The organism is Cellulophaga lytica DSM 7489 (genome assembly GCF_000190595.1).
GTDB lineage: Bacteria > Bacteroidota > Bacteroidia > Flavobacteriales > Flavobacteriaceae > Cellulophaga > Cellulophaga lytica.
In genome coordinates, this window is sequence record NC_015167.1 from 1875000 (window position 1) to 1898644 (window position 23645).

General features: G+C 32.4%; 20 protein-coding genes. 8 read left to right on the forward strand and 12 right to left on the reverse strand.

The annotated features are described in order from the left end of the window. Nucleotides 1-24 precede the first annotated feature (24 nt). From CELLY_RS08435 to CELLY_RS08450, 4 genes are read right to left on the reverse strand one after another with little or no spacing between them, the layout of a single operon-like run. Nucleotides 25-3507 (reverse strand): efflux RND transporter permease subunit, encoded by a 3483-nt coding sequence (locus tag CELLY_RS08435; RefSeq protein WP_013621247.1) that lies wholly within the window; start codon nucleotides 3505-3507, stop codon nucleotides 25-27. Between the two features lie 4 nt (nucleotides 3508-3511). Beyond that, the gene (locus tag CELLY_RS08440; protein WP_013621248.1) at nucleotides 3512-4678 is read right to left on the reverse strand and encodes an efflux RND transporter periplasmic adaptor subunit; all 1167 of its coding nucleotides are present in this window, start codon (nucleotides 4676-4678) and stop codon (nucleotides 3512-3514) included. Between the two features lie 31 nt (nucleotides 4679-4709). Continuing rightward, nucleotides 4710-6044, reverse strand: coding sequence for a TolC family protein (locus tag CELLY_RS08445; RefSeq protein WP_013621249.1), 1335 nt, complete (start codon nucleotides 6042-6044; stop codon nucleotides 4710-4712). After that, nucleotides 6045-6650, reverse strand: coding sequence for a TetR/AcrR family transcriptional regulator (locus CELLY_RS08450; protein ID WP_034644782.1), 606 nt, complete (start codon nucleotides 6648-6650; stop codon nucleotides 6045-6047). Nucleotides 6651-6794: 144 nt separating this feature from the next. On the opposite strand from CELLY_RS08450, the gene CELLY_RS08455 reads away from it, so the two are divergent. After that, complete coding sequence (locus CELLY_RS08455) at nucleotides 6795-7769, forward strand: polyprenyl synthetase family protein (RefSeq protein ID WP_013621251.1); 975 nt, start codon at nucleotides 6795-6797, stop codon at nucleotides 7767-7769. A gap of 4 nt (nucleotides 7770-7773) precedes the next feature. Here the strand turns inward: CELLY_RS08455 and CELLY_RS08460 are convergent, their stop codons facing one another. Genes CELLY_RS08460 through CELLY_RS08470 form a run of 3 tightly spaced genes read right to left on the reverse strand, consistent with a single transcriptional unit; the run spans nucleotide 7774 to nucleotide 11603 of the window. Beyond that, nucleotides 7774-8769, reverse strand: coding sequence for a hypothetical protein (locus tag CELLY_RS08460; protein WP_013621252.1), 996 nt, complete (start codon nucleotides 8767-8769; stop codon nucleotides 7774-7776). 54 nt (nucleotides 8770-8823) lie between these two features. Beyond that, nucleotides 8824-9303 carry a thioredoxin family protein gene (locus CELLY_RS08465; RefSeq protein WP_013621253.1) on the reverse strand — a complete coding sequence of 160 codons (480 nt, stop codon included), beginning with the start codon at nucleotides 9301-9303 and terminating at the stop codon, nucleotides 8824-8826. Between the two features lie 5 nt (nucleotides 9304-9308). Next, a complete protein-coding gene (locus CELLY_RS08470) occupies nucleotides 9309-11603 on the reverse strand; it encodes a TonB-dependent receptor (RefSeq protein WP_013621254.1) in 2295 nt (764 codons plus the stop codon). Nucleotides 11604-11682: 79 nt separating this feature from the next. Between CELLY_RS08470 and CELLY_RS08475 the strand changes: the two genes are divergently transcribed. From CELLY_RS08475 to CELLY_RS08505, 7 genes are read left to right on the forward strand one after another with little or no spacing between them, the layout of a single operon-like run. Then, nucleotides 11683-12339, forward strand: coding sequence for a metal-dependent transcriptional regulator (locus CELLY_RS08475; RefSeq protein ID WP_013621255.1), 657 nt, complete (start codon nucleotides 11683-11685; stop codon nucleotides 12337-12339). 8 nt (nucleotides 12340-12347) lie between these two features. Continuing rightward, complete coding sequence (locus CELLY_RS08480; protein WP_013621256.1) at nucleotides 12348-13271, forward strand: metal ABC transporter solute-binding protein, Zn/Mn family; 924 nt, start codon at nucleotides 12348-12350, stop codon at nucleotides 13269-13271. A 6-nt stretch (nucleotides 13272-13277) separates the two neighbouring features. Then, a complete protein-coding gene (locus CELLY_RS08485) occupies nucleotides 13278-14015 on the forward strand; it encodes a metal ABC transporter ATP-binding protein (RefSeq protein ID WP_013621257.1) in 738 nt (245 codons plus the stop codon). Between the two features lie 22 nt (nucleotides 14016-14037). Next, nucleotides 14038-15162, forward strand: a complete 1125-nt coding sequence (locus CELLY_RS08490) for a metal ABC transporter permease (protein WP_013621258.1) — start codon at nucleotides 14038-14040, stop codon at nucleotides 15160-15162. Continuing rightward, nucleotides 15155-16315 (forward strand): metal ABC transporter permease, encoded by a 1161-nt coding sequence (locus CELLY_RS08495; protein ID WP_013621259.1) that lies wholly within the window; start codon nucleotides 15155-15157, stop codon nucleotides 16313-16315. The genes CELLY_RS08490 and CELLY_RS08495 overlap by 8 nt, the downstream gene beginning before the upstream one ends. Before the next feature lie 42 nt (nucleotides 16316-16357). Then, nucleotides 16358-16789, forward strand: coding sequence for a hypothetical protein (locus CELLY_RS08500; protein ID WP_013621260.1), 432 nt, complete (start codon nucleotides 16358-16360; stop codon nucleotides 16787-16789). Nucleotides 16790-16809: 20 nt separating this feature from the next. Beyond that, nucleotides 16810-17190 (forward strand): DUF423 domain-containing protein, encoded by a 381-nt coding sequence (locus tag CELLY_RS08505; protein WP_013621261.1) that lies wholly within the window; start codon nucleotides 16810-16812, stop codon nucleotides 17188-17190. An 8-nt stretch (nucleotides 17191-17198) separates the two neighbouring features. Here the strand turns inward: CELLY_RS08505 and CELLY_RS08510 are convergent, their stop codons facing one another. The 5 genes from CELLY_RS08510 to prs all read right to left on the reverse strand — a co-directional run bounded on the left by CELLY_RS08510 (nucleotide 17199) and on the right by prs (nucleotide 23585). After that, complete coding sequence (locus CELLY_RS08510; protein ID WP_013621262.1) at nucleotides 17199-18716, reverse strand: carboxypeptidase-like regulatory domain-containing protein; 1518 nt, start codon at nucleotides 18714-18716, stop codon at nucleotides 17199-17201. A gap of 497 nt (nucleotides 18717-19213) precedes the next feature. Continuing rightward, the gene (locus CELLY_RS08515; RefSeq protein WP_013621263.1) at nucleotides 19214-20392 is read right to left on the reverse strand and encodes an acyl-CoA dehydrogenase family protein; all 1179 of its coding nucleotides are present in this window, start codon (nucleotides 20390-20392) and stop codon (nucleotides 19214-19216) included. Nucleotides 20393-20456: 64 nt separating this feature from the next. After that, nucleotides 20457-21194 carry a tRNA1(Val) (adenine(37)-N6)-methyltransferase gene (locus tag CELLY_RS08520; protein ID WP_013621264.1) on the reverse strand — a complete coding sequence of 246 codons (738 nt, stop codon included), beginning with the start codon at nucleotides 21192-21194 and terminating at the stop codon, nucleotides 20457-20459. Between the two features lie 73 nt (nucleotides 21195-21267). Next, the gene (locus CELLY_RS08525; RefSeq protein WP_013621265.1) at nucleotides 21268-22716 is read right to left on the reverse strand and encodes a nicotinate phosphoribosyltransferase; all 1449 of its coding nucleotides are present in this window, start codon (nucleotides 22714-22716) and stop codon (nucleotides 21268-21270) included. 26 nt (nucleotides 22717-22742) lie between these two features. Further along, complete coding sequence (prs, locus tag CELLY_RS08530) at nucleotides 22743-23585, reverse strand: ribose-phosphate diphosphokinase (protein ID WP_013621266.1); 843 nt, start codon at nucleotides 23583-23585, stop codon at nucleotides 22743-22745. Between the last annotated feature and the right edge of the window lie 60 nt (nucleotides 23586-23645).

The window sequence follows — 23645 nt, forward strand, 5'->3', positions numbered from 1 at the left end:
TTTTTTTATGGTATATAACAGTAATTACTCTGCACTAATTTTAGTTTCTTCAGTTTTTTTAGAGAACCTTATTTTTAACCTGTATGTTATGTCAAACAATGCAGGTACAATTATTAAGGTTAAAAATGTAGCTACTATAAGTCCAAATATAACTGTCCAAGCTAAAGGTCCCCAGAATATAACGTTGTCACCACCAATGTATATATGCGGATTAAACTCTGAGAATAGAGCAAAGAAATCTATATTTAAACCAATGGCAAGTGGTATTAGCCCAAGTACCGTAGTAACTGCGGTTAAAATTACAGGTCTTAACCTTGCTTTACCACCAGTTACAATTGCTTCTGTGGCTTCTGCTCTAGATAAAACATCTCCTTCATCTAAGCCAAGCTTCACTTTTTTACGGTCTATAAGTATTTGGGTATAATCTAACAATACAACACCATTGTTTACTACAATACCTGCTAAGGATATAATACCCATCATTGTCATCATTATAACAAAAGACCACCCAGTAATCATTAGTCCACCAAACACACCAATAAAGCTTAGGAAAATGGCTATCATTATAATTATTGGTTTAGAAATACCACCAAACTGAAATATTAGAATTAGCATAATTAAGCCTAGACCAGAAAAGAATGCGCTAACAAGAAATATCATTTGTTTATTTTGCTCTTCAATTTGGCCAGTGTAATCTATTTTTACGGTAGAAGGTTTGCCTTTGTAATCCTCCATTTCTTTTTGTATCTCATCTACAATTGCAGCAGCATCTGTAAAACCAGGTTCTAAACCAGAGTAGATTGTTACAACACGCTCGTTATCTCTGTGCTTAATAGCGCTAAAACCAGAGGTGTTTTTAGTAGTGGCAACAGCAGAAACCGGAATTTCTTTTATTTGTCCGTTAGATGGATCCCTAAAAATTATATTCTGGTTAAATAATGCATTTGTATTGTAGCGTAAATCTTCATTGAAGCGAACGTTAATGTCATAATCATCACCATCCTCTTTGTAAACCCCTGCTTTTTCTCCAAACAATGCTCTACGTAATTGATTACCAACTTGAGCAACAGATACTCCTAGTTCACCAGCTTTTTCGCGGTCTACCACAACCTCCATAGAAGGTTTACTCTTGTTTACATCAATCTTTATTTCTTCTATACCAGCTATATTTTTGGTGTTAATAAAGTTTTTAATGCTTTCTGCTGTTGCTATAAGTTCATTATAGTCTTTACCTTCTAATTCTATATTAATAGGGTAGCCAGCAGGTGGTCCATTAGAGTCTTTTTCTACAGATATATTTACACCTGGGTAAATACCGCTTAGTGCTTTTTGCACCTTTGCACGTATATCTTCTGTGTTAATTCCTCTTCTAAATTTAAACTCGCTAAAGTTTACCGTTATTTTACCTTTATGCGGCATTTCTGCGGTAGAACCACCATCTGTTTGTGGGTTACCAGCACCCTCACCAACTTGAGAAACTGCAGAATCTACAATAAAATTTTCTCCATTGTGCTTGTAAATATCATCATCTAAAAGATCATAAACTCTTTTTTCTATAACCTTTGTAATGGCATTTGTTTTCTCAATAGAAGTACCTTCTGGGTATTCTATGTAAACAGATATTTCATTAGGAATGTTGTCTGGGAAAAATTCTATTTTGGTTCTTTTACTGCCAATAGACATACCAAAAAGCATAAAAACAACAAGTAAAAGCACAAAAGTTACGCCTACATACCAGTAAACGTTGCCGCCTCTTAAGGCGTGTTTTAATCTGCGCTCGTACCAGTTTTCAAACTTAACCATTGTGTTTTTTTGGAAACGAATAGCCAATTTTTTAATAAAATACTTGTAAGCCCAGAACATTATTGCAGTAATAATCATTACAGAGCCTAAGCCTCTCATTGCACCACCAAAAATTAATATTAGTAAACCAAAACCACCAAGAATAATACTTAAGCGTATAAGTTGTTTAACGGTAAGTTCTTTTTCGCCTAGTTCCATAAATCTAGAAACCAGCATAGAGTTCATTAAAATAGCAACAAGTAATGAAGAACCTAAAACAACAGATAGTGTTATTGGGAAAAATTTCATAAACTGGCCCATTACGCCCGGCCATAAACCAAGAGGTACAAAGGCTGCAACTGTTGTAAGTGTAGATACAATAATTGGGAAAGCAATTTCGCCAACACCTTTTTTTGCAGCTTCAACTTTAGACAAACCTTCATCCATTAAACGGTATACGTTTTCTACAACCACAATACCGTTATCTACAAGCATACCAAGTCCCATAATCATTCCAAAAAGAATCATTGTGTTTAGGGTGTAGCCTAGTAAAGATAATATCATAAAAGACATAAACATAGACATAGGAATGGCAAAACCAACAAATAGTGCATTTCTAAATCCTAAAAAGAACATTAAAACGGTTACAACTAATATAATACCAAAGATGATGTTGTTTACAAGATCATCTACTTGGTTTAAGGTTTTTGTTGATGAGTCGTTTGCAATAGAAATTTTTAAATCTGGTGGGTAATATTCTTTTTGGGCCTTTTTTACAATTTCTTTTATTTGGTCTGATGCAGAAATTGAGTTTTGTCCTGCTCTCTTTTTTACATCTAACATTACTACGCTTTCTCCAAACTCTCTGGCATAGGTAGTTTTATCTTCTTCAGAAAAAGTAATAGTAGCAATATCTCTAAGGTAAGTAGCACCATTTTCTGATTTAACCACAAAGTTGTTTAGTAATTGTGGGTCTTTTACTTCGCCTAAAATACGTATAGTTCTTCTTTGTTCTTTTGTTTTTAAATTACCAGCAGACATAGTAACATTACCGCCTCTTATTGTATTTAAAACATCATCAAAACTAATTTTAGCAGCCATCATTTTATAAATGTCTACTGCAATTTCTACTTCTTTTTCTTGAGCACCACGTATGTCTGCCTGTTTTATTTCTTGCAAGTCTTCAACTTTATCTTGTAAATACTCTGCAAAATCTTTTAACTTTTCTACAGGATAATCTCCTGTAAAGTTAATGTTCATAATAGGCATTTCTTCAGACAAGTTAAGATCAAAAACATTAGGTTCTACTTTTGCACCATTAAAAGTAGGCCAGTCTTCACTTGCTTTTTCTGCATCTACCTCGTCTTTAATTTTTTGTTTAGCCTCTTGTACAGTAATGCCTTCGTCAAACTCTACTATAATCATAGCATAGTCTTCTTGCGAGGTAGATGTTACCTCTACAACATTACTTACGTTTTTTATTTTATCTTCTAAAGGATCTGTAATTAAACGTTCTATATCTTCAGCAGTGTTACCAGGGTATGGTGTGCTTATATATATTTTGGTTTCAATTACTTCAGGGAAATCTTCTCTTGGCATTGCCATATAAGCAGAGAGTCCTATCCATAAAAATAGTCCAATTAGCACATAAATAACGGAAGGGTTATCTATTGCCCATGAGGATATTTTAAATTCCTTGTCGGCGTTTTTTTGTATTTTGCTCATGGAATTATTGATTTAAAATTTCAACTTTTTGTCCGTCTTTAACTGTTCTTGCACCTTCTTTAATTACGTGTTCATTAGCTGTTAGGCCAGATACAACCTCTGTTAATGGACCTTGACTTTTACCAGTCGTAATTATTTTCTTTTTAGCATTAGCATAGTTTTCTTCTGTTTTTTCTGCTACATAAACATACTGTTCTCCGTTTGCATTTTCAGAAATTACACTTTGTGGTATTAAAATGGCCTCATTGCTAGTGTAGTCATTAAGTCTAACTTTTGCTGTTAAGTTTGGTTTTATATTTCCGTTTTTATTAGGAACCGGAATTTCTACTACAAAAGATCTGTTACTAGGATTAATAAAGTTACCAGTTTGGCGAACCTTAGTAACTACGCTATCATTTAAAATTGGAAAATATACAACAGCTTCTTTTCCGTTTTTTATGCTTTTAATGTAGGTCTCTGGTACCTCTACATCTAAATACATATTAGATAAGTTTACAATTCTAAAAACTTCAGATCCCATACCAGGGGCAACAACAGTTCCTTGCTCTTTAATAACATCGTCTATAATGCCAGTAAAAGGAGCTCTAATGCTAGATTTGCCTAATTGACTTTCTGCCTGTTTAATAGCGTTTACTTGGGCTTCGTAATTGGTTTTAGCCTGTAGGTATTGTATTTCAGAACCTATTTTTTGCTCCCAAAGTCTTTGTTGCCTTTCGTAAGTAGTTTTTGCCAGTTCTGCTTGTGTTTTTAATTGTGCAAGTTGACTGCTCATACCACCATCATCTATAGTAGCAAGTATTTGCCCTTTGTTTACTTTTTGTCCTTCTTTAACGTATACTCTTTTTAATGTACCAGCCATTTCTGGGTATATTAAAACATTTTGTTTTGTTTGTACGTTACCTTGTAGTTCTAAAAAGTGATTAAAAACCTGATTTTTAGTGGTTAATGTACTTACTAAAGGAAGGTTTTTGTTTCCTTGTATTTCTGCAATGGCAGAGTCTAGCTTAAACATTTGCATCTCTAGCTTTTTGTGCTCTTCAGAAACAGTAGCTTTCTTTTCTCTTATGGCTTCTATATCTCCCTTAGCAATAATGCTTTCTACAGAATTGTTTTTGCTTCCGCAGGCAGTAACAACTGCTGTAAGTGTTAGTATGTAGAATATTTTTTTCATGTTGTTTGTGTTACAAATTGTTGTGTTGGGGTTAGTTATTTAGAATTAATTCTAAAGCTGTTTTTTTATTAATTACGTCTACCATAGACTGTAAGTACTCTTGTTGTACTGCGTACAATTGTGTTTGTGCCTGTCTAAGTTCAAAACTTGTAGCTAAACCTTCAAAATACTTTACCTGGTTTTTTTTCTCTATGCGTTCTGCTAAGCCTAAATTGTCTTTATTTGTTTGGTATTGTTCTATTGCTAAAATGTATTCACTTTTTGCATTTTCCCAACTTAAACGTAAAGATTCTTCTGCTTCTGTTTTTTGTGTTTTTGCTTTTTCTAATGCAATTTTGGCACGTTGTGTAGATGCACTTCTGCGTAAAGAACTAAATATTGGAATATTAAGATCAAAACCTAAAATTGATGAGTTAAACCAATCTGTTTCCTTCTTTAAAAAATCAAATTCTTGACTGTAAGCTGTGTATCCAAAATTTACAAAAGCATTAAGTGTTGGTAGTGCTTTACTTTTTTCTAACTTAAGCTCTAATGCACGTTGCTCATTTAAGTTAAGTGCCATTTTGTAGTCTACATTATTTTCTAAAACTAAATCGCTTTCTACTAAATTAAAATCTATCTGCTTTTCAGTTAAAATATCTAAGTCTTCTGTTAATTTAGTTGGGTTGTCTAGTTCTAAGCCCATTACTAAATTTAGCATTTGCACTGTAATTTTTTTAAGTCTAATTGCGTTTTTTAACTGGTTTGTTATAGATGCTAAAGTAATTTGCAGTTGCTCTACACTCTCTTCTTCAGTTAAACCATTTTCAAAAATCTTTTGCGTTTCGTTAAGGTTTTTTTCTAAAGCGGTTTTGTTTTTCTCTAATATAGCAGCACTTTCTTCTGCTAAAAGTACATTGCCATATGCTTCTACAACTGCCTTGCGTACATCTAAAGCATTTTTTTCTTTACTATTAGCGCTGTAATCTATAAACGTTTTAGTTGCTTGTACACCTACAATATATGAGCCATCAAAAATTTGCTGACTTAAAGTTGCTGTAGCACTAGTAGATTGTTTTTGTCCAAAAACTACAGGTATAAAAGACCCTGGTGTACCACCTGCTAATTCTCCTGGTATTAAAGATACAGGTTGCTTTAATTGGTTTTGGTAGCTAATTGCACCATTTACTTGCGGTAAACCGCTAGCAATGGTTTCCCATTTTTGCTTTTGCGCATCTTCTATGTCTCGTTCTGCATTTATAGCACTATAATTGTGCTCTAATGCGTAGTTAATTGCTTCTTGTAGCGAGAAACTAGTGGGTTTCTCCTGAGAAAATCCCATTTGTATGCTCAAAAGCAATACTAATAATGTTAAACTCCTTTTCATTTATGATTGATTTGATTTGATAATATCAGTTAATAATTTTTCTCCTTTTATAGTTACTATTCCTCTTAAGTGGTATTCTAAATAATTGTCCATTAATTTTATTTTTGAAAATTTTTCAGGCGGAAAAAAGTCATCATCCTTAATAGCCGTCATCCCAGAAAAGTATATTCTAGAAATAAATTCTGTGTCTAAATTTTTTCTAAATAATCCCAATTTTATTCCTTCATCTAAATTTGCTAATACACATTTTTGCATAAATGTAAACTGCTCTTTTTTTAATGATTGGTGTATTTTAGGATAGTACTTTTGTAGTTGATAAATTGGAGATGAACTTTCATCTTTTAGGTTAGAGATTATAAATTTTCTTATCTCAAACATTTCTTCAATAGGGTTGTGGTTTAATGCACAAATATTGTTTATCCCTTTAGTAATATTACAAAATAAATGAGAGGTACTTTCCTCTATTAACTTTGTTTTATTGTCAAAGTAGGTGTAAATGGTTTTTTTAGACATCCCCAATTCGTTGGCTAAATCATCCATTGTAACACTCTTAAAACCTAGGCTTAAGAATAAATCTGTAGCTTTTTCTAAAATTTTTTCTTTCATAATGTGGCGCAAATATAAGTCAGGAAACTTAGAATACAAAAAAAGTTTCCTAAGTTTTATTATTACTTAACCTTAGTTTAAAATGAATGTTACATTTATAATTACTTAAAAAGTATTTCATGTATTTTTGGAAAAAAAATAAAGATGCACACCATTGACCAGTATAGAGAGTCTTTTTTAGAAGAATTAAACAAAATTACAACAGAAAAGGAGCCTAAAAACTTATATGAACCTATTAATTATATACTGCAATTAGGTGGTAAGCGTTTGCGTCCTATTTTGGCATTAATGACTGCAGATGTTTTTGAAACAGATTTTAAAAAAGCGATACCAGCAGCTATGGCCGTTGAGGTTTTTCATAATTTTTCTTTAGTTCATGATGATATTATGGATGATGCACCATTAAGAAGAGGAAAAGCAACTGTGCATGAAAAATGGGATATTAATACTGGTATTTTATCTGGAGATGCAATGCTAATTGAAGCATATAGGCTTTTAGAACAGTATGATGGTGAGCAATACAAAAAACTAAATGTACTTTTTAGTACTACTGCTTTGCAAGTTTGTGAAGGGCAGCAATATGATGTTGATTTTGAAACTAGAGATGATGTTACCATACCAGAATACTTAAAAATGATTGAGTATAAAACTGCTGTTTTGGTTGCTGCTGCTATGAAAATGGGAGCTATAATAGCAGAAACTACGGTAGAAAATGAAGACTTAATTTACGATTTTGGTAAAAATTTAGGTATAGCTTTTCAGTTGCAAGATGATTATTTAGATGCTTTTGGTGACCCAAAGACATTTGGTAAACAAGTAGGTGGTGATATTATAGAAAACAAAAAAACATACTTGTACTTAAAAGCATTAGAACTTTCCTCTAACGCAGAGCAAAACTCATTAGATCAGTTGTTTTCTATACAACCAACAAATAATAATGATAAAATAGCTACTGTAAAAGTTATTTTTGAAGAGTCTAAAGCAGATGTTGCTACAAAGCAAGCTATAGAAGATTATACGCAAAAAGCCTTTAATGTTTTAGATAAGCTAGAAATACCTGCTACAAACAAAGAAGCATTAAAGCAATTTGGGTTATGGCTAATGACCAGAAAAGTGTAACTTTTTAGTCTACCAGATACGGAACCTTCTTTAATGTAATTATTGGCTTACTTAGCATTTGCTGTATGGTTTGCTGTTGTTCTACAATGCAAATAACCTCTATGCCAATGTGTATGCCGTAAATATTATCTGGATTATTAAGTCCTAAATAAAATGTGCCTTTGGTAGTATCTGTTACATTTACAATACCAGACTTGTAGTTTTCTCTAGAGCCAAATAAGTAGGGAACATAGTTTTCTTTTTGTTTAAAGAGTAATGCATTTTCTTCGTTTAGTAAATAAATGTCGCAAATATTAGCTCCAGGTGGCGGACTCAAATTTTCTACTGCGCCCGAAAAAGAATTTTCCGTATCTATATAATTAGATAATGTAGAGGCTAAACCAAAACTTTTTATTGTGTTTTTTATGTCTTGTTCTTCTCTAGAGGCACTAAAAACGTAATACCAAGAAACTGTATTTTTTGGTAATGCAATTGGTACTAGAACTCTGCTTTTTCCTCCTTTTAATAAGTCGTTAGACCTACTGTTAAGGTAAAAATTATCTTGCTGTAAAGAGATTGTTTTTAGTTTAGTAACCTCTGTGTCTGTTTTTATTGGTGTAGCATATGTTGTGTCTGCAACTTCTTTGTAGGCAATAATAGGCGCTTGTTTGTTAAAAGAATCTACTTTAAAATTTAAGCTTATTTTTGAATCCTTACTATTGCTGGTTTTTATAATTAATTGGTATAGGTCTGTGTCTGGAGCTTCTAGCCAATAATTTGCTTTTTTGCCTAAAGTTTTAAAAATTGCTGTATTTACATCTTTATACTTGCTTATGGTATAAACTATATCTCCTTTTCCTTTAGCCTTTAAACTCAAATGTATATGATCATTTTTGTTAGCGGAAAATAATAATTTATAATCCTCAGTTTTGCTAACCGTAAAAGTAGTGTCTTGTTTTTGCTGTGCATTTATAGTGGTAATGCAAAACAGTAGGGTAAAAAAACAGACAAGGTATTTCATAGCTTTTTTTTGTAAATGTAACTAAAGTTATTTTTTTTCAAACGTAATAAATTGTTATTGTATTGTTTTTAAAAGTTGTTTTGCATTTAAATATTGAAAATACCTAGCTGTTGCCGTAAATGTATCATCTAAAATAACTGTTACTGGTAATGAAAATGGTTTGTTTTTTCGGCTAGCCATTAATAAAGGTATTTCATGAATAGCATTTACTTTTTTAAAGTTTTTGTTCTCATAAACTTTGCCGCCAAATGTTATTTTTTTAGTGGATTCTACATTCATTTTAACTACGTAATACTCTTTTTTTAATTTGTTAATTACGGTGGTGTCTTTGTAAGTTTTACGTTCCATTTTATTGCATAAACTACACCAGTCTGCATAAAAGTGTATGAGTACTTTTTTTGGTTTTACAGCTAAAGAGTCTTCAAGCTGGTTAAAGCTTAGCCAGTTTAATTTGTGCGCTTGTGCATTTAATTGAGTACAGTTTATATAGCCAATTAATAGGCCAATAAGTATTTTTGGGTAGTGCAATTTCATTTTAGTTACAAACTTTTTAATCTTAGTCCTAAAAAAATGGTTCTTGGTAAAGACGGACCGTAAACGTAATTACTATCTCTGTTTTTCCCAATATCAAAATCGTTTTGATACGCATTTGTTATGTTTTTTACACCACCAAACACTTCTAAGCCAGTGTTTAATTTGTTGCTGTTAAAAGTATAGCCTAATCTTAAGCTTGTTTCTAAAAAAGATGGAGTATCCTTGTATTCATCTATAGCCTGACCCGTGTTTTCTCCTCCAAAATGCGCAATATCCATACTGCCTGTATAAACCAAATTAGCAGAGGCATTAAACCTTTTAGTTGGTGTGTACGTTAGTGTTGCAAAACCATAGGTGTTTGGTGTTCTTAAAAATTCTTTTTTAGTAGGTAAGCCTTCAATATTTTCTACTGCTTCTGTAAATTTGCTAGATTGTAATGTAAAGCCTGCATCAACCTGTAGAACATAATCAAAATTAGCTCTTGTCTCTACTGTTATACCTTTCACAACGGCTCCGTCACCATTTCTTTTTTCAAATAACTCACCAAAATTATCTTCGCCTAAAGGAAAAAGGTAAAAAGCATCATTTAATTTTGTGTAAAAGCTTTCTACTGTAAAGCCAGCAATTAAATGCTCTGTAGCTTTGTCATAATTAAAAGAAGCCGTGTAGCTGTTAGAGCGTTCTTCAAATAAATTATCAGACAAAGATATTCTAGAAATTCCTCCCCCTGCAAAGGCAATATGCAAATCGGTATCAAAAGCTTGTGGCGCTCTAAAGCCTGTTCCCCAACCTAATCTAAATTGAGATTCTTTATTCATTTTGTATAAAAATGATAGTCTAGGACTAGCAATTACTTTATCTAGTAAGTTGTGTTTGTCTATTCTTAGTCCTGATAAAAAATTAATTTTAGGAGTAATATCCCAATCGCTTTGTAAAAATGCACCCCAATTTCGGGTTGTTTGGTCTATTTTATAATTGTACGCCTCTATTACATCTAAAACATCATCATAAACATACTCGGTACCAAAAGTAAAAATTGCTTCTCCGCCTACAAATGAATCTACTTTATGGTTTAATTGCACACCAGCTTGGTGAGTCTCTACTTTAGAGGTTCCGTATGGTGGGTTTACCAAAAAAGAGTTTAACTCATTTTCATCATCTGGTAGTATGCCAGTATAGTGGTCTCGGTCTGTAATTTGTCCGCCATAGTAGGCAATAAAACTATTTTTATCTTCATTAAAATTTATCTGATAATCTAAACTTCCCATTATTATATTATGGGTGCGTTCTTCAGACTGTTTTGCTAAATGAGCAGCTTTATTTACTTGCTCGCCACCATATCGGTATTCATAAATGCTACTTATACTTGCTTCTATTTTTTCGTTTTCAGAAGGTAAATAAAATAAATTTGCCCCAAAAGAATTGTTTTTTAGGCTAGGCAATTCAGAGTAATTATCGCCATTATCATCATACGTATTTCTATCTCTTTTATTGATGAAAAATGTAGCACCGGCAGATCTATCATCATTTACAACCGTAGCATTACCAAGTAAAATATTATCAGATGCGTTATTGTTTATACTCTGGTAGGTATAGGTTAAGTTGTATTCGTTTTTAATAGGTATTTTGGTAATTACGTTAACTGTGCCGCCAATAGCATTAGAGCCGTATAGTGCAGAAACACCACCTCTTACCACTTCAATGCGTTCTATCATATTTACCGGAATTTGTTCCATACCATATAAACCGGTTAGCGGACTAAATATAGGTCTCCCGTTTATTAATATTTGAGAATAACCACCCTGTAAGCCATTCATACGTAACTGTGTGTAATTGCAAGTTTGGCAATCTGTTTCTACCCTTAAACCTGGTTGAAACCTAAGTCCCTCAGATAAGTTAGTGGCAACAACATTATCTAACGTTTTACTGTTTATAAGGTTTACAATTACAGGAGAGTCTGTTCTTCTTTTTTCTGTTTTGGTACCGGTAACCACAATTTGGTCTAAGCCCAAAACATCTTCCTTAAGGTTAAAATTAAGAGCTTGGTTGTTGTTAACTGTAACTTGCTTTTCAATAGTGGTAAAGCCTATACTTTGGCATACTAAAATGTAATCCCCTTTACTTAGTTTTAAACTGTAAAATCCCTCTTCATCTGTTGTAGTGCCAATAGGCTTTCCTTTAACGTGTACAGATGCATATGCTAATGGTGTGTTGTAATTACTTACTTTTCCTTTAATGTTAAAGTCTTGAGAAAAAATAGAATAGGGAATAATTATTAGTGTAAAAATTATTTTTTTCATCAGTTTAAAATTAAATTTAGACAAATCTAAAAATTTGTTTTTAGAAATAAAAATGTATTTTTGGTAAAAATTAAATTTGATGACGCATTCCGAGGAAAATTATTTAAAAGCAATTTTTCACATTGGTAAAGGAGGAGTTAATGAGATCTCTACAAATGCTATTGCAGAGCAAATGGAAACTAAGCCATCTTCTGTAACAGATATGATTAAAAAATTATCTGAAAAAAATCTAGTAAACTATAAAAAATACAAAGGTGTTTCATTAACAGATACTGGTAAATCTATGGCTTTGTCTATTATTAGAAAGCACAGGTTATGGGAAGTTTTTTTAGTAGAAAAGTTAGAATTTTCTTGGGATGAAGTGCATGAGGTAGCAGAACAATTAGAGCATATTAAAAGTGAAAAATTAATAGATAAGTTAGATAAGCTTCTAGATTACCCTAAGTATGATCCGCACGGAGACCCAATACCAGATAAGAATGGTAATTTTAAAGTGATAGATAAAAAGCTTTTGAGTGAACTTTCTGTAAATGATAAAGGTATTTGTGTAGGGGTAAAGGATTCTTCTAGTCAGTTTTTAAAGTTTTTAGATAAAAATAAAATTGCATTAGGAGATGTGATAGAAGTAATAGATAAGGAAGATTTTGACGGATCTTTTCAATTAAAAATTAATGCAAACAGTTTTAACGTGTCTAACCAAATTGCTTCTAATTTGTTTGTACAGATAACAGAATAAATAACAAAATGAAAAAGATTATATATATACTAATTAGCGTTTTAATGGTGAGTTTATCTGCTTGTAAAACGGATGCTAAAAAAGCTGTTAACGGAAAATTAAACGTAGTTACAACAACTACAATGATTACAGATTTATTACAGAATATTGGCGGTAATACTATAAATGTTGTTGGTTTAATGGGCAGTGGTGTAGATCCGCACTTGTACAAGGCTAGTGAGGGTGATGTAGCGAAATTGGTAAATGCAGACGTAGTTTTTTATGGCGGTTTACATTTAGAAGGTAAGCTTGTTGAGGTGTTTGAAAAAATGGAAAGAACAGGAAAAAAAACAATAGCTGTTTCTGATGCTTTAAATAAAAAAGAACTTATTGGTTCTGAGTATTTTGCTTCTAATTACGATCCGCATATTTGGTTTAATGTTACATTTTGGAAACAAATAACTACCTATGTTACAAATGAGTTAAAAAAGGCAGACCCTAAAAATGCTGCTGTTTATGAGCAAAACAGCAAAAAATACTTGCAAGAATTAACAAAACTAGATGCAGAAGTAAGAGAAAAAATTAATGAGCTACCACAAGACAAAAGAATTTTAGTAACAGCCCATGATGCTTTTAATTATTTTGGAGTATCATATAATTTTAATGTGGTTGGTTTGCAAGGATTATCTACAGCAACAGAAGCTGGTGTGCAAGATGTGCAAGAATTGTCTAAATTTATAATAGAAAATAAAGTGAAAGCTATTTTTGTAGAGAGTTCTGTACCTAAACGTACAATAGAGGCTTTACAGGCATCTGTTACATCTAAAAATCATGATGTTGCCATAGGAGGCACATTATATTCTGACGCTTTAGGTGATAAAGGAACTGTAGAAGGTACATATATAGGAATGTTTAAATACAATGTTACTACAATTGTAAATGCCTTAAAGTAATAATTTATGGAAAAAAAATATGCTATTACGGTAGATGACCTTACGGTTGCTTACAACTATAAACCTGTTTTATGGGATATAGATTTGGCAATACCAGAAGGCGTGCTCATGGCTATTGTTGGTCCTAACGGTGCGGGTAAATCTACTCTAATAAAATCTATTTTAGGTATTATTAAGCCTATTGCTGGTAGTGTAAAAATTTTTGATAAACCCTATAAAAAACAGTTTAAAGAGGTTGCTTACGTGCCGCAAAAAGGTAGTGTAGATTGGGATTTTCCTACCACTGCTTTAGATGTTGTAATGATGGGAACTTATGGTAGTTTGGGGTGGATTAAAAGACCTGGGCAAAAAGAGAAAAAAGCAGCATTAGAAGCATTAGAAAAAGTGGGTATGTTGTCTTTTAAATCAAGACAAATTAGTCAGCTTAGTGGCGGACAACAACAACGTATATTTTTAGCTAGAGCATTAGTGCAAAATGCAAGTATTTATTTAATGGATGAACCTTTTCAGGGAGTAGATGCTACAACAGAAAAAGCCATTATTAATATTTTAAAAGAATTGCGTAAAGCCGGAAAAACATTAATTGTGGTACATCATGATTTGCAAACTGTACCAGAATATTTTGATTGGGTTACGTTTTTAAATGTGAAGAAAATAGCAACAGGGCCTGTTAAAGATATTTTTAATGATGGTAACCTAACTAAAACTTATGGTATAAACTATAAAGTAAGTGTGCAAGAGTAAGTTTATATAAAACAATTAAATTGTGAACATAACAGAATATTTTAATCTTTTATTTACAGATTATACCCTGCAAACAATAACATTGGGTACAGCAATTTTAGGTGCTTTGTGTGGTATGCTAGGGAGTTTTGCGGTGTTGCGTAAACAGAGTTTGCTAGGAGATGCAATATCCCATGCAGCTTTGCCTGGTATTGCTTTGGCTTTTTTAATTACAGGAGCTAAAGACAGCAATACTTTATTAATTGGTGCTTTGGTAAGCGGTTTGGTTGGTACTTTTTGGATTAGAGGCATTGTAAAAAAAACACATTTAAAATCTGATACCGCTTTAGGACTTATATTATCTCTATTCTTTGGTTTTGGAATGTTGTTGTTAACCTTTATACAAAAAATGCCCAATGCAAACCAAGCTGGTTTAGATAAATACTTATTTGGGCAAGCGGCAACTTTAGTAGCCAGTGATGTTTGGACAATGTGTGTTATAGCTGGTTTAAGTTTGCTTATTTTGTTGGTGTTTTGGAAAGAGTTTAAACTGTTGCTTTTTGATGCAGATTATACTAAATCACTAGGTTTTAATGTGAAATTTTTAGATGTCTTAATTACATTTTTTATAGTTATATCTATTGTAGTTGGCTTGCAAACTGTTGGTGTTGTTTTAATGAGTGCTATGCTGTTAGCTCCTGCAGCTGCAGCAAGACAGTGGACAAATAGTTTAGGTGTAATGGTGGTTTTGGCTGCTGTTTTTGGTGCTTTTTCTGGAGTTTTTGGCACTGCAATTAGTGCAAGTTCTAATAATTTGTCTACAGGACCAGTAATTGTATTAATAGCGGCTGTTTTTGTGTTGTTTTCGTTTATTTTTTCACCTAAAAGAGGATTGTTGTTTAAGGAGATTAGATACCGTAACAACCGTAAAGATTTAGAGTTAAATAAAACGTTAGCTTTTATGTATCAAATTGTAGCGTCTCATGACAATATAAATCATCCTCACGCTATAAAAATATTAAATAATTTTCACGGGTTTACACGTAAATCACTTCAAAAATTAGAAGACAGAGAGTTAATAACAGTAACCAAAACAATGTGGTCTTTAACAGAAAAAGGCTTTAGTACGGCTGCAAATTTATATAATCAATTAGAAGAAAATGAGTAGCGCACAATTAGAAATACAACTTATTGCTTGTTTGGTGGCTATTGCTTGTGCTATACCTGGTACTTTTCTAGTGCTTCGTAAAATGGCAATGATTAGCGATGCTATTAGTCACTCTATACTGCCAGGCTTGGTAATTGGTTTTTTTATAACAGAAGATTTAAACTCACCTTGGTTAATATTACTTGCTGCTGTTACAGGTGTTATTACAGTAGTTTTAGTAGAGTATATTCAAAAAACCGGACTCGTAAAAGAGGACACCGCTATAGGACTGGTTTTTCCTTCGCTATTTAGTATTGGCGTTATTTTAATTGCAAAAAATGCTAATGATGTGCATTTAGATGTAGATGCTGTTTTATTAGGTGAGCTTGCTTTTGCTCCTTTTGATAGGCTTATTATAAATGGTGTAGATATAGGTGCAAAATCGCTCTGGGTTATTGGTAGTATTGTATTAGTAACATTAGTATTGTTGTTTACTTTTTTTAAAGAGCTAAAAGTAAGCACGTTTGATAAGCAACTTGCTGCAACCTTGGGTTTTTCTCCTTTAGTATTGCATTATGGTTTAATGTCTGTAGCCTCTATTACAACAGTTGGTGCTTTTGATGCTGTTGGTGCAATATTAGTTGTAGCTCTTATGATTGCTCCTGCAGCAATGGCTTACTTGTTAACAAACAACTTAATAAAAATGCTAGTAATAGCTGTTGTTGCGGGTGTGGCTTCTGCTTTAATAGGGTATTGGGTTGCGCATTATCTAGACGCTTCTATAGCTGGATCTATGACTACGGTTTTAGGAGTTTTATTTTTATTAGTGTATTTGTTTGCACCAAGTAAAGGCTTAATATCTGTGTTGTTTAGGCAAAAAAGACAACAGGTAGAAGTGTATTTACTTACATTTATGTTGCATTTACAAAACCATAGTGAGGAGTCTGAACGACACATAAACCACTTAAACGAGCATATAAATTGGGGTAAAATGCAATCTAAAACAGTAGTAGATTTGGCTTTGAAAAATAATATGATAGTAATAAACAACAATATTATATCCTTAACAGAAAAAGGTCAGGGTTTTACAGATAAAGCTATAGATTATATTACAACAAATAGTACTGTAGCTATTGAAAAAATGAAAGAAGATTTCTTTTTATTTAGAGGGTAATTATTCTTCTTATTTTTTAAAAATTGTACATTCGTATTTACAATGAAGAATAGAAAAAAACACTGGCTTTGGAATATAGTAATAGTACTAACACTTATGGTGGTAGTTATTGCTTTTATGGCTCATTATAAAAACTGGATAAAAATTGAAAACAATCAATTTAAAATATTATCTGGTGTATATTATAAAACAATCAATTTTACAGATGTTAATGCTGTAGAAATGGTAGAAAAAATTCCATCTTTAGAACGTATTAATGGGTTTTCTGTAAGTGAAACAGAAAAAGGTATTTTTAAAGATTCTGTCTACAATACAGATGTATATATTTTTGTAGATAAATTATCTAAGCATAAGGTAAAGGTTACTTATAAAGATTCTCTTCAGCTATTTTTTAACGTTTCAGATTCTTTAGAGACAGAGAAACTATATACTGTTTTTTCTAATAAGTTAGATAGCTTGTCTAGTATTAAATAATTCATTTATAAATTATACTTATGATTATTACTATAAAAGTATTTGGAGCTCTTTACGGTATGTTGGCCGTTATTTTTGGAGCTTTTGGTGCTCACGCCTTAAAAAAGATATTCACAGATGACCAACTCAAAAATTTTGAAACTGGTGTAAAGTATCAAATGTATCATGCTATTGTGTTGTTAGTTTTAGGTTTTAACTATAGTTTTTCTTCTACCATAGAGGTTGTAATGGGCTATGCCTTTGTTATAGGTATATTTTTATTCTCTTTTAGTATATATGGTCTGTGCATATCATCTGCTAAAGGAAAAAAAATGAAATTCTTAGGGCCAATTACGCCCCTAGGAGGCTTGGGGCTAGTCCTAGGTTGGGCGCTTTTATTAATTACTTTTTTGCAGGCGTAATATTGTAGTTACTCTTCTGCTGTAAACTCTTTAATAGCTTGGTTAGGCTCTATAATATTATACCCTTTCCAAAACTCAGGATCGTATTTACGCAAGAGCTCTGGTTTAACACCCTTCTTTTCTTCAAAATTAGTAAAGTCAGCTTTTGTTATTGGTTCTGCATCAAAAACAACAATTTCATATTTTATAACATTAGTAAAAGCCATATCTAACTTAACATAAAGTTCATTCTGCTTATTTCTTCCTTTTACAACTTTATTCTTTTCAATTATTTTTAATGGTCTATTAATACCAGATTTGCTTCCGGTTTCTCTTTCTAAATATTGTAAGTCATAGGTGTTATTTTCATTTTTAGCAAAAATCATTTTACCATTTGCTAAATGCTCTTGGTAAGATATGCCAAACAGTTTTATACTTTTTAAGTTTTTTACATTTTCATAGTCTATTCTTATAACCGCAAAATCATCTGCGTTTACATACATTGTACCCTTGTAATCTTCACCTCTTTTTGGTTCAAAATTTAATATGTATACTGGCGCATTTCCCCAATATGTGTAGTCTGTAATAGTAAAATTGTAACGGCCAGATTTTGTTATTACATTTAATTTGGCATCATCCATATAAAACAAGTTTTCAAACTGCCTTCCTATAGTGTGTTTTCTATGAGTTGCAAAGCCTACATTTCTTATACGTTCTTCTTCTTTCCTTTTTTCAAGCTCTTTCTGTAACTCTGTGCTGTCTTTTTTAACGTCTGCAACGCCCATTTCTTCTGCATCTACTTTTGTGCTAAATATGCCCGATTTTATTTTAAAATAAGAATCTGGTCTTACGTTATCTTTTATAATTTCATTAAACTTTTCCTCAAGGTTGTTTATATCTAATTCCGATTTTTCATCATATAATTTGCAAGCTTTTATACCGTCAATCTTCATATTTTCTCTATTGTAGTTCCCGTACAAGTCACATAAAATTTCCGAATAACTATTATCTCTTTTGGGTACAGCATTTAAAATACTATCAATAAAAGGTTTATTTAATTCCTTAATTGTAGACTTCATAAATGTGTAATTCGTTTTATCGAAACCTTGGTAGTAAGACTCTCTAAAGAACATTTTTTTTCTAGTGAAATCCTTGTTGTAGTTTTTTTCTAAACTATCTTTAACCATATCTATAATTTCTTCTCCAGTGTAGTTTTTATTAGAAACCAGTACCTCTCTAAGCTCTATTGTTTTAGGTTTCATATAAATAATACTATCTGTAAAAGTAGATACTGGTTGCGCAATGGTATTGTAGCCAATACAAGAAATAAAAATAGAATCTATAGCAGTTGTATTTGCAGTGCTTAATGAAAATTTACCTTCGCCATTTGTAATAACACCTTTTTTGTTAGATAAAACAACTGAAACATATGGTATTGGCTCTTTGCTGTTTGCATCTTTTATACTAGCATTTAATTCTTGGGATTTTAAAAAGTTACCCGTAAGTAAAATAGAGATAAGTAGAGCAAGCTGAATAGTTTTACGCATTTTTGATTTTTTAGTTTTGTTTCTTGTTAGTATAGACTACAACAATGTGGTTTGTGTTGCCCAATGAAGCTAAAACAACTAAAAAAAATAGTGTAATACTTTGGTTATAAGTAGTTTAATAGGTCTCTTTTTTGTAGTTTTTTAGCTGACGGCTAATTAAAGTAATATAAAGACTACAAAAAAGCGTTTTTTGATAATTTTAATATACAATTCTTATTTCTTTAACGAAATTGTGAATGTTTTAAGAAAAATACTGAGTATTTGGCAGCCTATTTAGCTACAGCCGCAATTGTCAGACCCGCAAGACTTTTTGCTTTTGTTGCTTGTGAAAAGAGATTTAGGAAGAAAGAATTTTTTAGCAATATACCCAAATGCAATAGTTACAGTAATAAAAACTAAAATGTGTTGTAGTGTTTCCATAATCTTACATATTTAAGGGTTGTTTTTGTAAACAAGACAACCCTTATTTAGACTGTGTAAAGATAAGGAATTATTTTTTACTTAAAGGCATTAAGTCCTGTAATATCCATACCTGTTATAAGCAAGTGAATGTCGTGTGTACCTTCATACGTTATAACACTTTCTAAATTCATCATATGTCTCATAATACTGTACTCACCAGTTATGCCCATAGCTCCTAATACTTGCCTAGCTTCTCTAGCAATATTTAAAGCCATATCTACATTGTTACGTTTTGCCATAGATATTTGTGCTGTTGTTGCTTTACCTTCATTTTTAAGCTGTCCTAGACGCAACGCTAGTAATTGTGCTTTAGTAATTTCGGTAACCATTTCTGCTAGCTTTTTTTGCTGTAATTGGTATGCACCAATTGGTTTTCCAAATTGTATGCGTTCTTTTGCATAACGTAATGCGGTGTCATAACAATCCATTGCAGCGCCTATTGCACCCCAAGCAATACCGTAACGAGCCGAGTCTAAACAACCTAACGGAGCGCCTAATCCGTTTTTGTTTGGTAATAAATTTTCTTTTGGCACTTTTACATTGTCAAAAATAAGCTCACCTGTTGCAGATGCTCTTAAAGACCATTTGTTGTGAGTTTCTGGTGTAGAAAAACCTTCCATTCCTCGCTCTACAATTAGTCCGTTTATTCTACCCTCTTCATTTTTTGCCCACACAACAGCTACATCACAAAAAGGAGCATTAGAGATCCATAATTTAGCACCATTTAAAAGGTAATGGTCGCCCATATCTTTATACTTGGTTTCCATACCACCAGGGTTAGATCCGTGGTTTGGTTCTGTAAGTCCAAAACTGCCCATAAACTCACCACTGGCAAGTTTAGGTAAATACTTTTTGCGTTGTTCTTCTGTGCCGTAAGTGTATATTGGGTACATTACTAGTGATGATTGTACAGATGCTGTAGAGCGTACGCCACTATCACCACGTTCTATCTCTTGCATAATTAAACCGTAACTAATTTGGTCTAATCCTGCACCGCCATATTCTTCTGGTATATACGGACCAAAAGCCCCTATTTCTGCTAAACCACTTATTATTTGTTTTGGAAATTCTGCTTTTTGAGCATAATCTTCAATTATAGGAGATACATCTCTCTTAACCCATTGGCGGGCTGCATCTCTCACCAACTTATGTTCTTCCGACAATAAATCGTCTATGTTATAATAATCTGGTGCTTCAAATAAGTCTGGTTTCATAGCTATGTATTAGGATATGTAACCAAAGATAGGTAAAGAAATATAACAATACAAAGACTAAATGTTACATTTTTAAATAAAAATCTTTAGTTAGATTAATGTAATCTTCGGTGTATACGTGTCTATCGTTCTCTATAACAAGCTCTTCTGTTTTTATGTTGGTGCAAGGTGTTTTTTGAAACTCTAACAGACTACGTTTAACCTCTGCTTTTACATTGCCTTTAACTCTGGTAATTTTTAGCGGGTATAGTTTAAAATTTTCTGCTAGTTTGATGAATTCTTCTTCTTCTTTATATGGTATTATGGTAGCAAATCTTCCGTTTGTAGTTAATAATTTGGCCACGCCACTTACCAACTCACTAAAAGGTAAGGATGTGTTTTGGCGTGCATTATCTCTTGCTTTATTACCACTAGTAACTTCTTCTGCGTAAAAAGGAGGGTTAGATACAATTAAATCATACAACTCATCTTCTTCTGTTTCATCTGTAGCGTATTCATCTACAAACTCATCAAAACCAGCGTGAAAACAAAATAGTCTATCTGCCCAGTCCGATGCTTCAAAGTTATTTGTGCACTGCTCATAGGCATCAGCATCTAATTCTATAGCTTCTATATTGTCTGCAGCACTACGCTGTGCTAACATTAACGCTATTATTCCTGTACCAGCACCAATATCTAAAATTGAATACGGATTGTGGTCTACAGATGCCCAAGCGCCTAATAAAACTCCGTCTGTACCAATTTTCATAGCACAACGGTCTTGGTTTATTGTAAACTGTTTAAAAATAAAAGGTTTGCTCATTATAAAGTTTTTTAAAACAGTAGAGGCAAGCTTGTAAAAAAGCTTGCCTCTTACGGTTGCAAAATTAAGAAGTTTATCTTACTCTATTTCTAATATCTTGTAAAGAATCATCAATAAGTAATTTACCATCTTTAAATACCTCTTTTAATTCTCCTGTTTTTTCTTGCTCCCAATTTACTTGGTCTACAAGTTTATAAGTTCCGTTTTCTTTTTCAATTTTAAGTAAACCCTTGGCAGACTTTTTTGTTCCATCATCTGTAATAGGATCTTTAAAAATTTCTCTTCCTTCACCATTTACTTCGCCATATGTAGCTTTCATTGCAAAACCAAAAGTATCTCTAGTATTGTATTGGTACGTAAAAGAGCCAATACCTAAAACTACGTTTGTAGACGCAAACCCTTTTTGCTTTAATCGTTCACAAATATCTGTAGCGCGTTCTGTAGTAATACTATCGCCATAAATAGCACCAATGTGTGAGTCTAATTCTTTGTAGCCTTTGCTGTTAGTTTGTCCGCCAAATATCTCCCATAGCAATTCAATAACTCCTTTTTTCTCCTCTTCAGTTTTTCCGTTAGGATTACCACAAATAATATCTGCAGGATCTCCACTATCTGGTCTAATTACAACTTTGCCATCTCTTGCCAACACATCTTCTTTTAAGTTAGGTAAGTATTCGGTAAGTACTTTCCATAAATCCCAAGTGTCAGAAACAATAGAAACAATTCCGTTAGGGTAAACTTCTGTAATTAATCTTTTAAAAGTTTCTTGCTCTCCAGTATTTGTTCCCATACACATTACAGAGTGTTCTGTAGCTGCTACAGAGCCACCAACTAATTCCTTGTCGGAGTTTGCGTTGTAATATTCCTCTAAAAAGTCTATAGCAGGAATTGTATCTGTGCCAGAAAAGCTAAGTAAATGTCCAGATGCACTCATAACAGCAGCTTCCATACCTGCAATACCTCGCATAGAAAAATCGTGACCTTGCCAATCTACAAATTCAAGAGCTGTAGATGTCTCTTCTGCATACTTATCTAATATTTTCCTGTACTGTTTAGCAATGGTAGCAGAGGTACAAGGCATCCAAATAGTAGTGCTTAAAATAGTCTCAAAATAATTAGTTAGCCAAAAAAATTCTGGTAATGTATTGTACATTGTCATCATAGGTACACGTATAGGCACACTAGACCCTTCAGGTAATGCTTTTATTACCATTGGTAAATAACCAAGGTCGTGTAAATCTTCTATGTGTTTAATACCAACAGCATTTGGTCCTAAATAATTATTAATTCTTCTGCTGTACTTTTCTGCAATTTCCTTTTTAGGTTTGTTAAAAAAGTTGGTGTTAAATTCTTCAATAATGTATTTTTTTATAAAATATTGAAGTCCAAAAAATACAACTTCATCTATAGCGTCTATTCTACTTTTTCTTGGTGTCCAGTTAGAGTATACTAAGGTTGTACCTTCTGGATATTGTCTTCTGTGGTCTACTTTGTAACCGTCTGTATATAATAGTGGATTCATAATATCTATATTTTGTTTTTAATGTCTTATTGTAGTATGGTAGCAAGTGGTATTTGTTTAACCTTTGGTTGTTCTTCAATTGAGTTAAAAGAATCTGTAGTAAAAATGCCACTGTAATAACTGCTTAAGCTCTCTAACCCTTTACTAAATATACCGTGACTAACAGCTAGGTATAAGTTGCCAGCATTTTTATTTTTTAATTCTTGAGCTAAACCATTAAAAGTTCCACCACCATCGCAAATATCATCTACAACCAAACAATCTTTGCCTTGTAAATCATCTGCGTACACTTTAAAGCCAGATAACTTGCCGGTTTTAACATCTCTAGTTTTGGAGCATTCTATTACTTCTTTACCTCCTAGATATTCGGCTACTTTATAAATTTTTTTAAGCGCACCTCCGTCTGGAGATATTAATAAAACATTGTTATTTAAGGTTGATATAACCTTTTGTATAAAAGTGTAATTTGTAATTGTAGTGCAATTGTGTAATAGAGCAGGGGTAACCTCAGAATGTGGGTCATAAACAATAACTTCATTTAATTGAAGATTATTCATTAATTCTGCATACACTTTTACAGATAATGATTCTCCTGGAGCCATTAGCCTATCTTGCCTAGCAGCCGGAAAATATGGTATAAAAGCATTAATTGTTTTTACGCCCATACGTTTTAAGGCGTCTATAGTAAGTAGCAATAAGCCAACATCATTAAAGGACTGCAGTCTGTGTGTTACTGTTATAGTATCTGAGGTATTAAAATTGTTTTCAATTTTAATGTGAGGTTCACCACCAGAAAATAAAAACGATTTAAATTCGATGCTTTTCTGATTTGGGAACGGGTTAAACTGTGGATCTAAATTTAATATCATTTGCGTTATTTTTACACAAAGTTAATCGAGAAAATGAATTAACAAAAATTATTTGTGTTA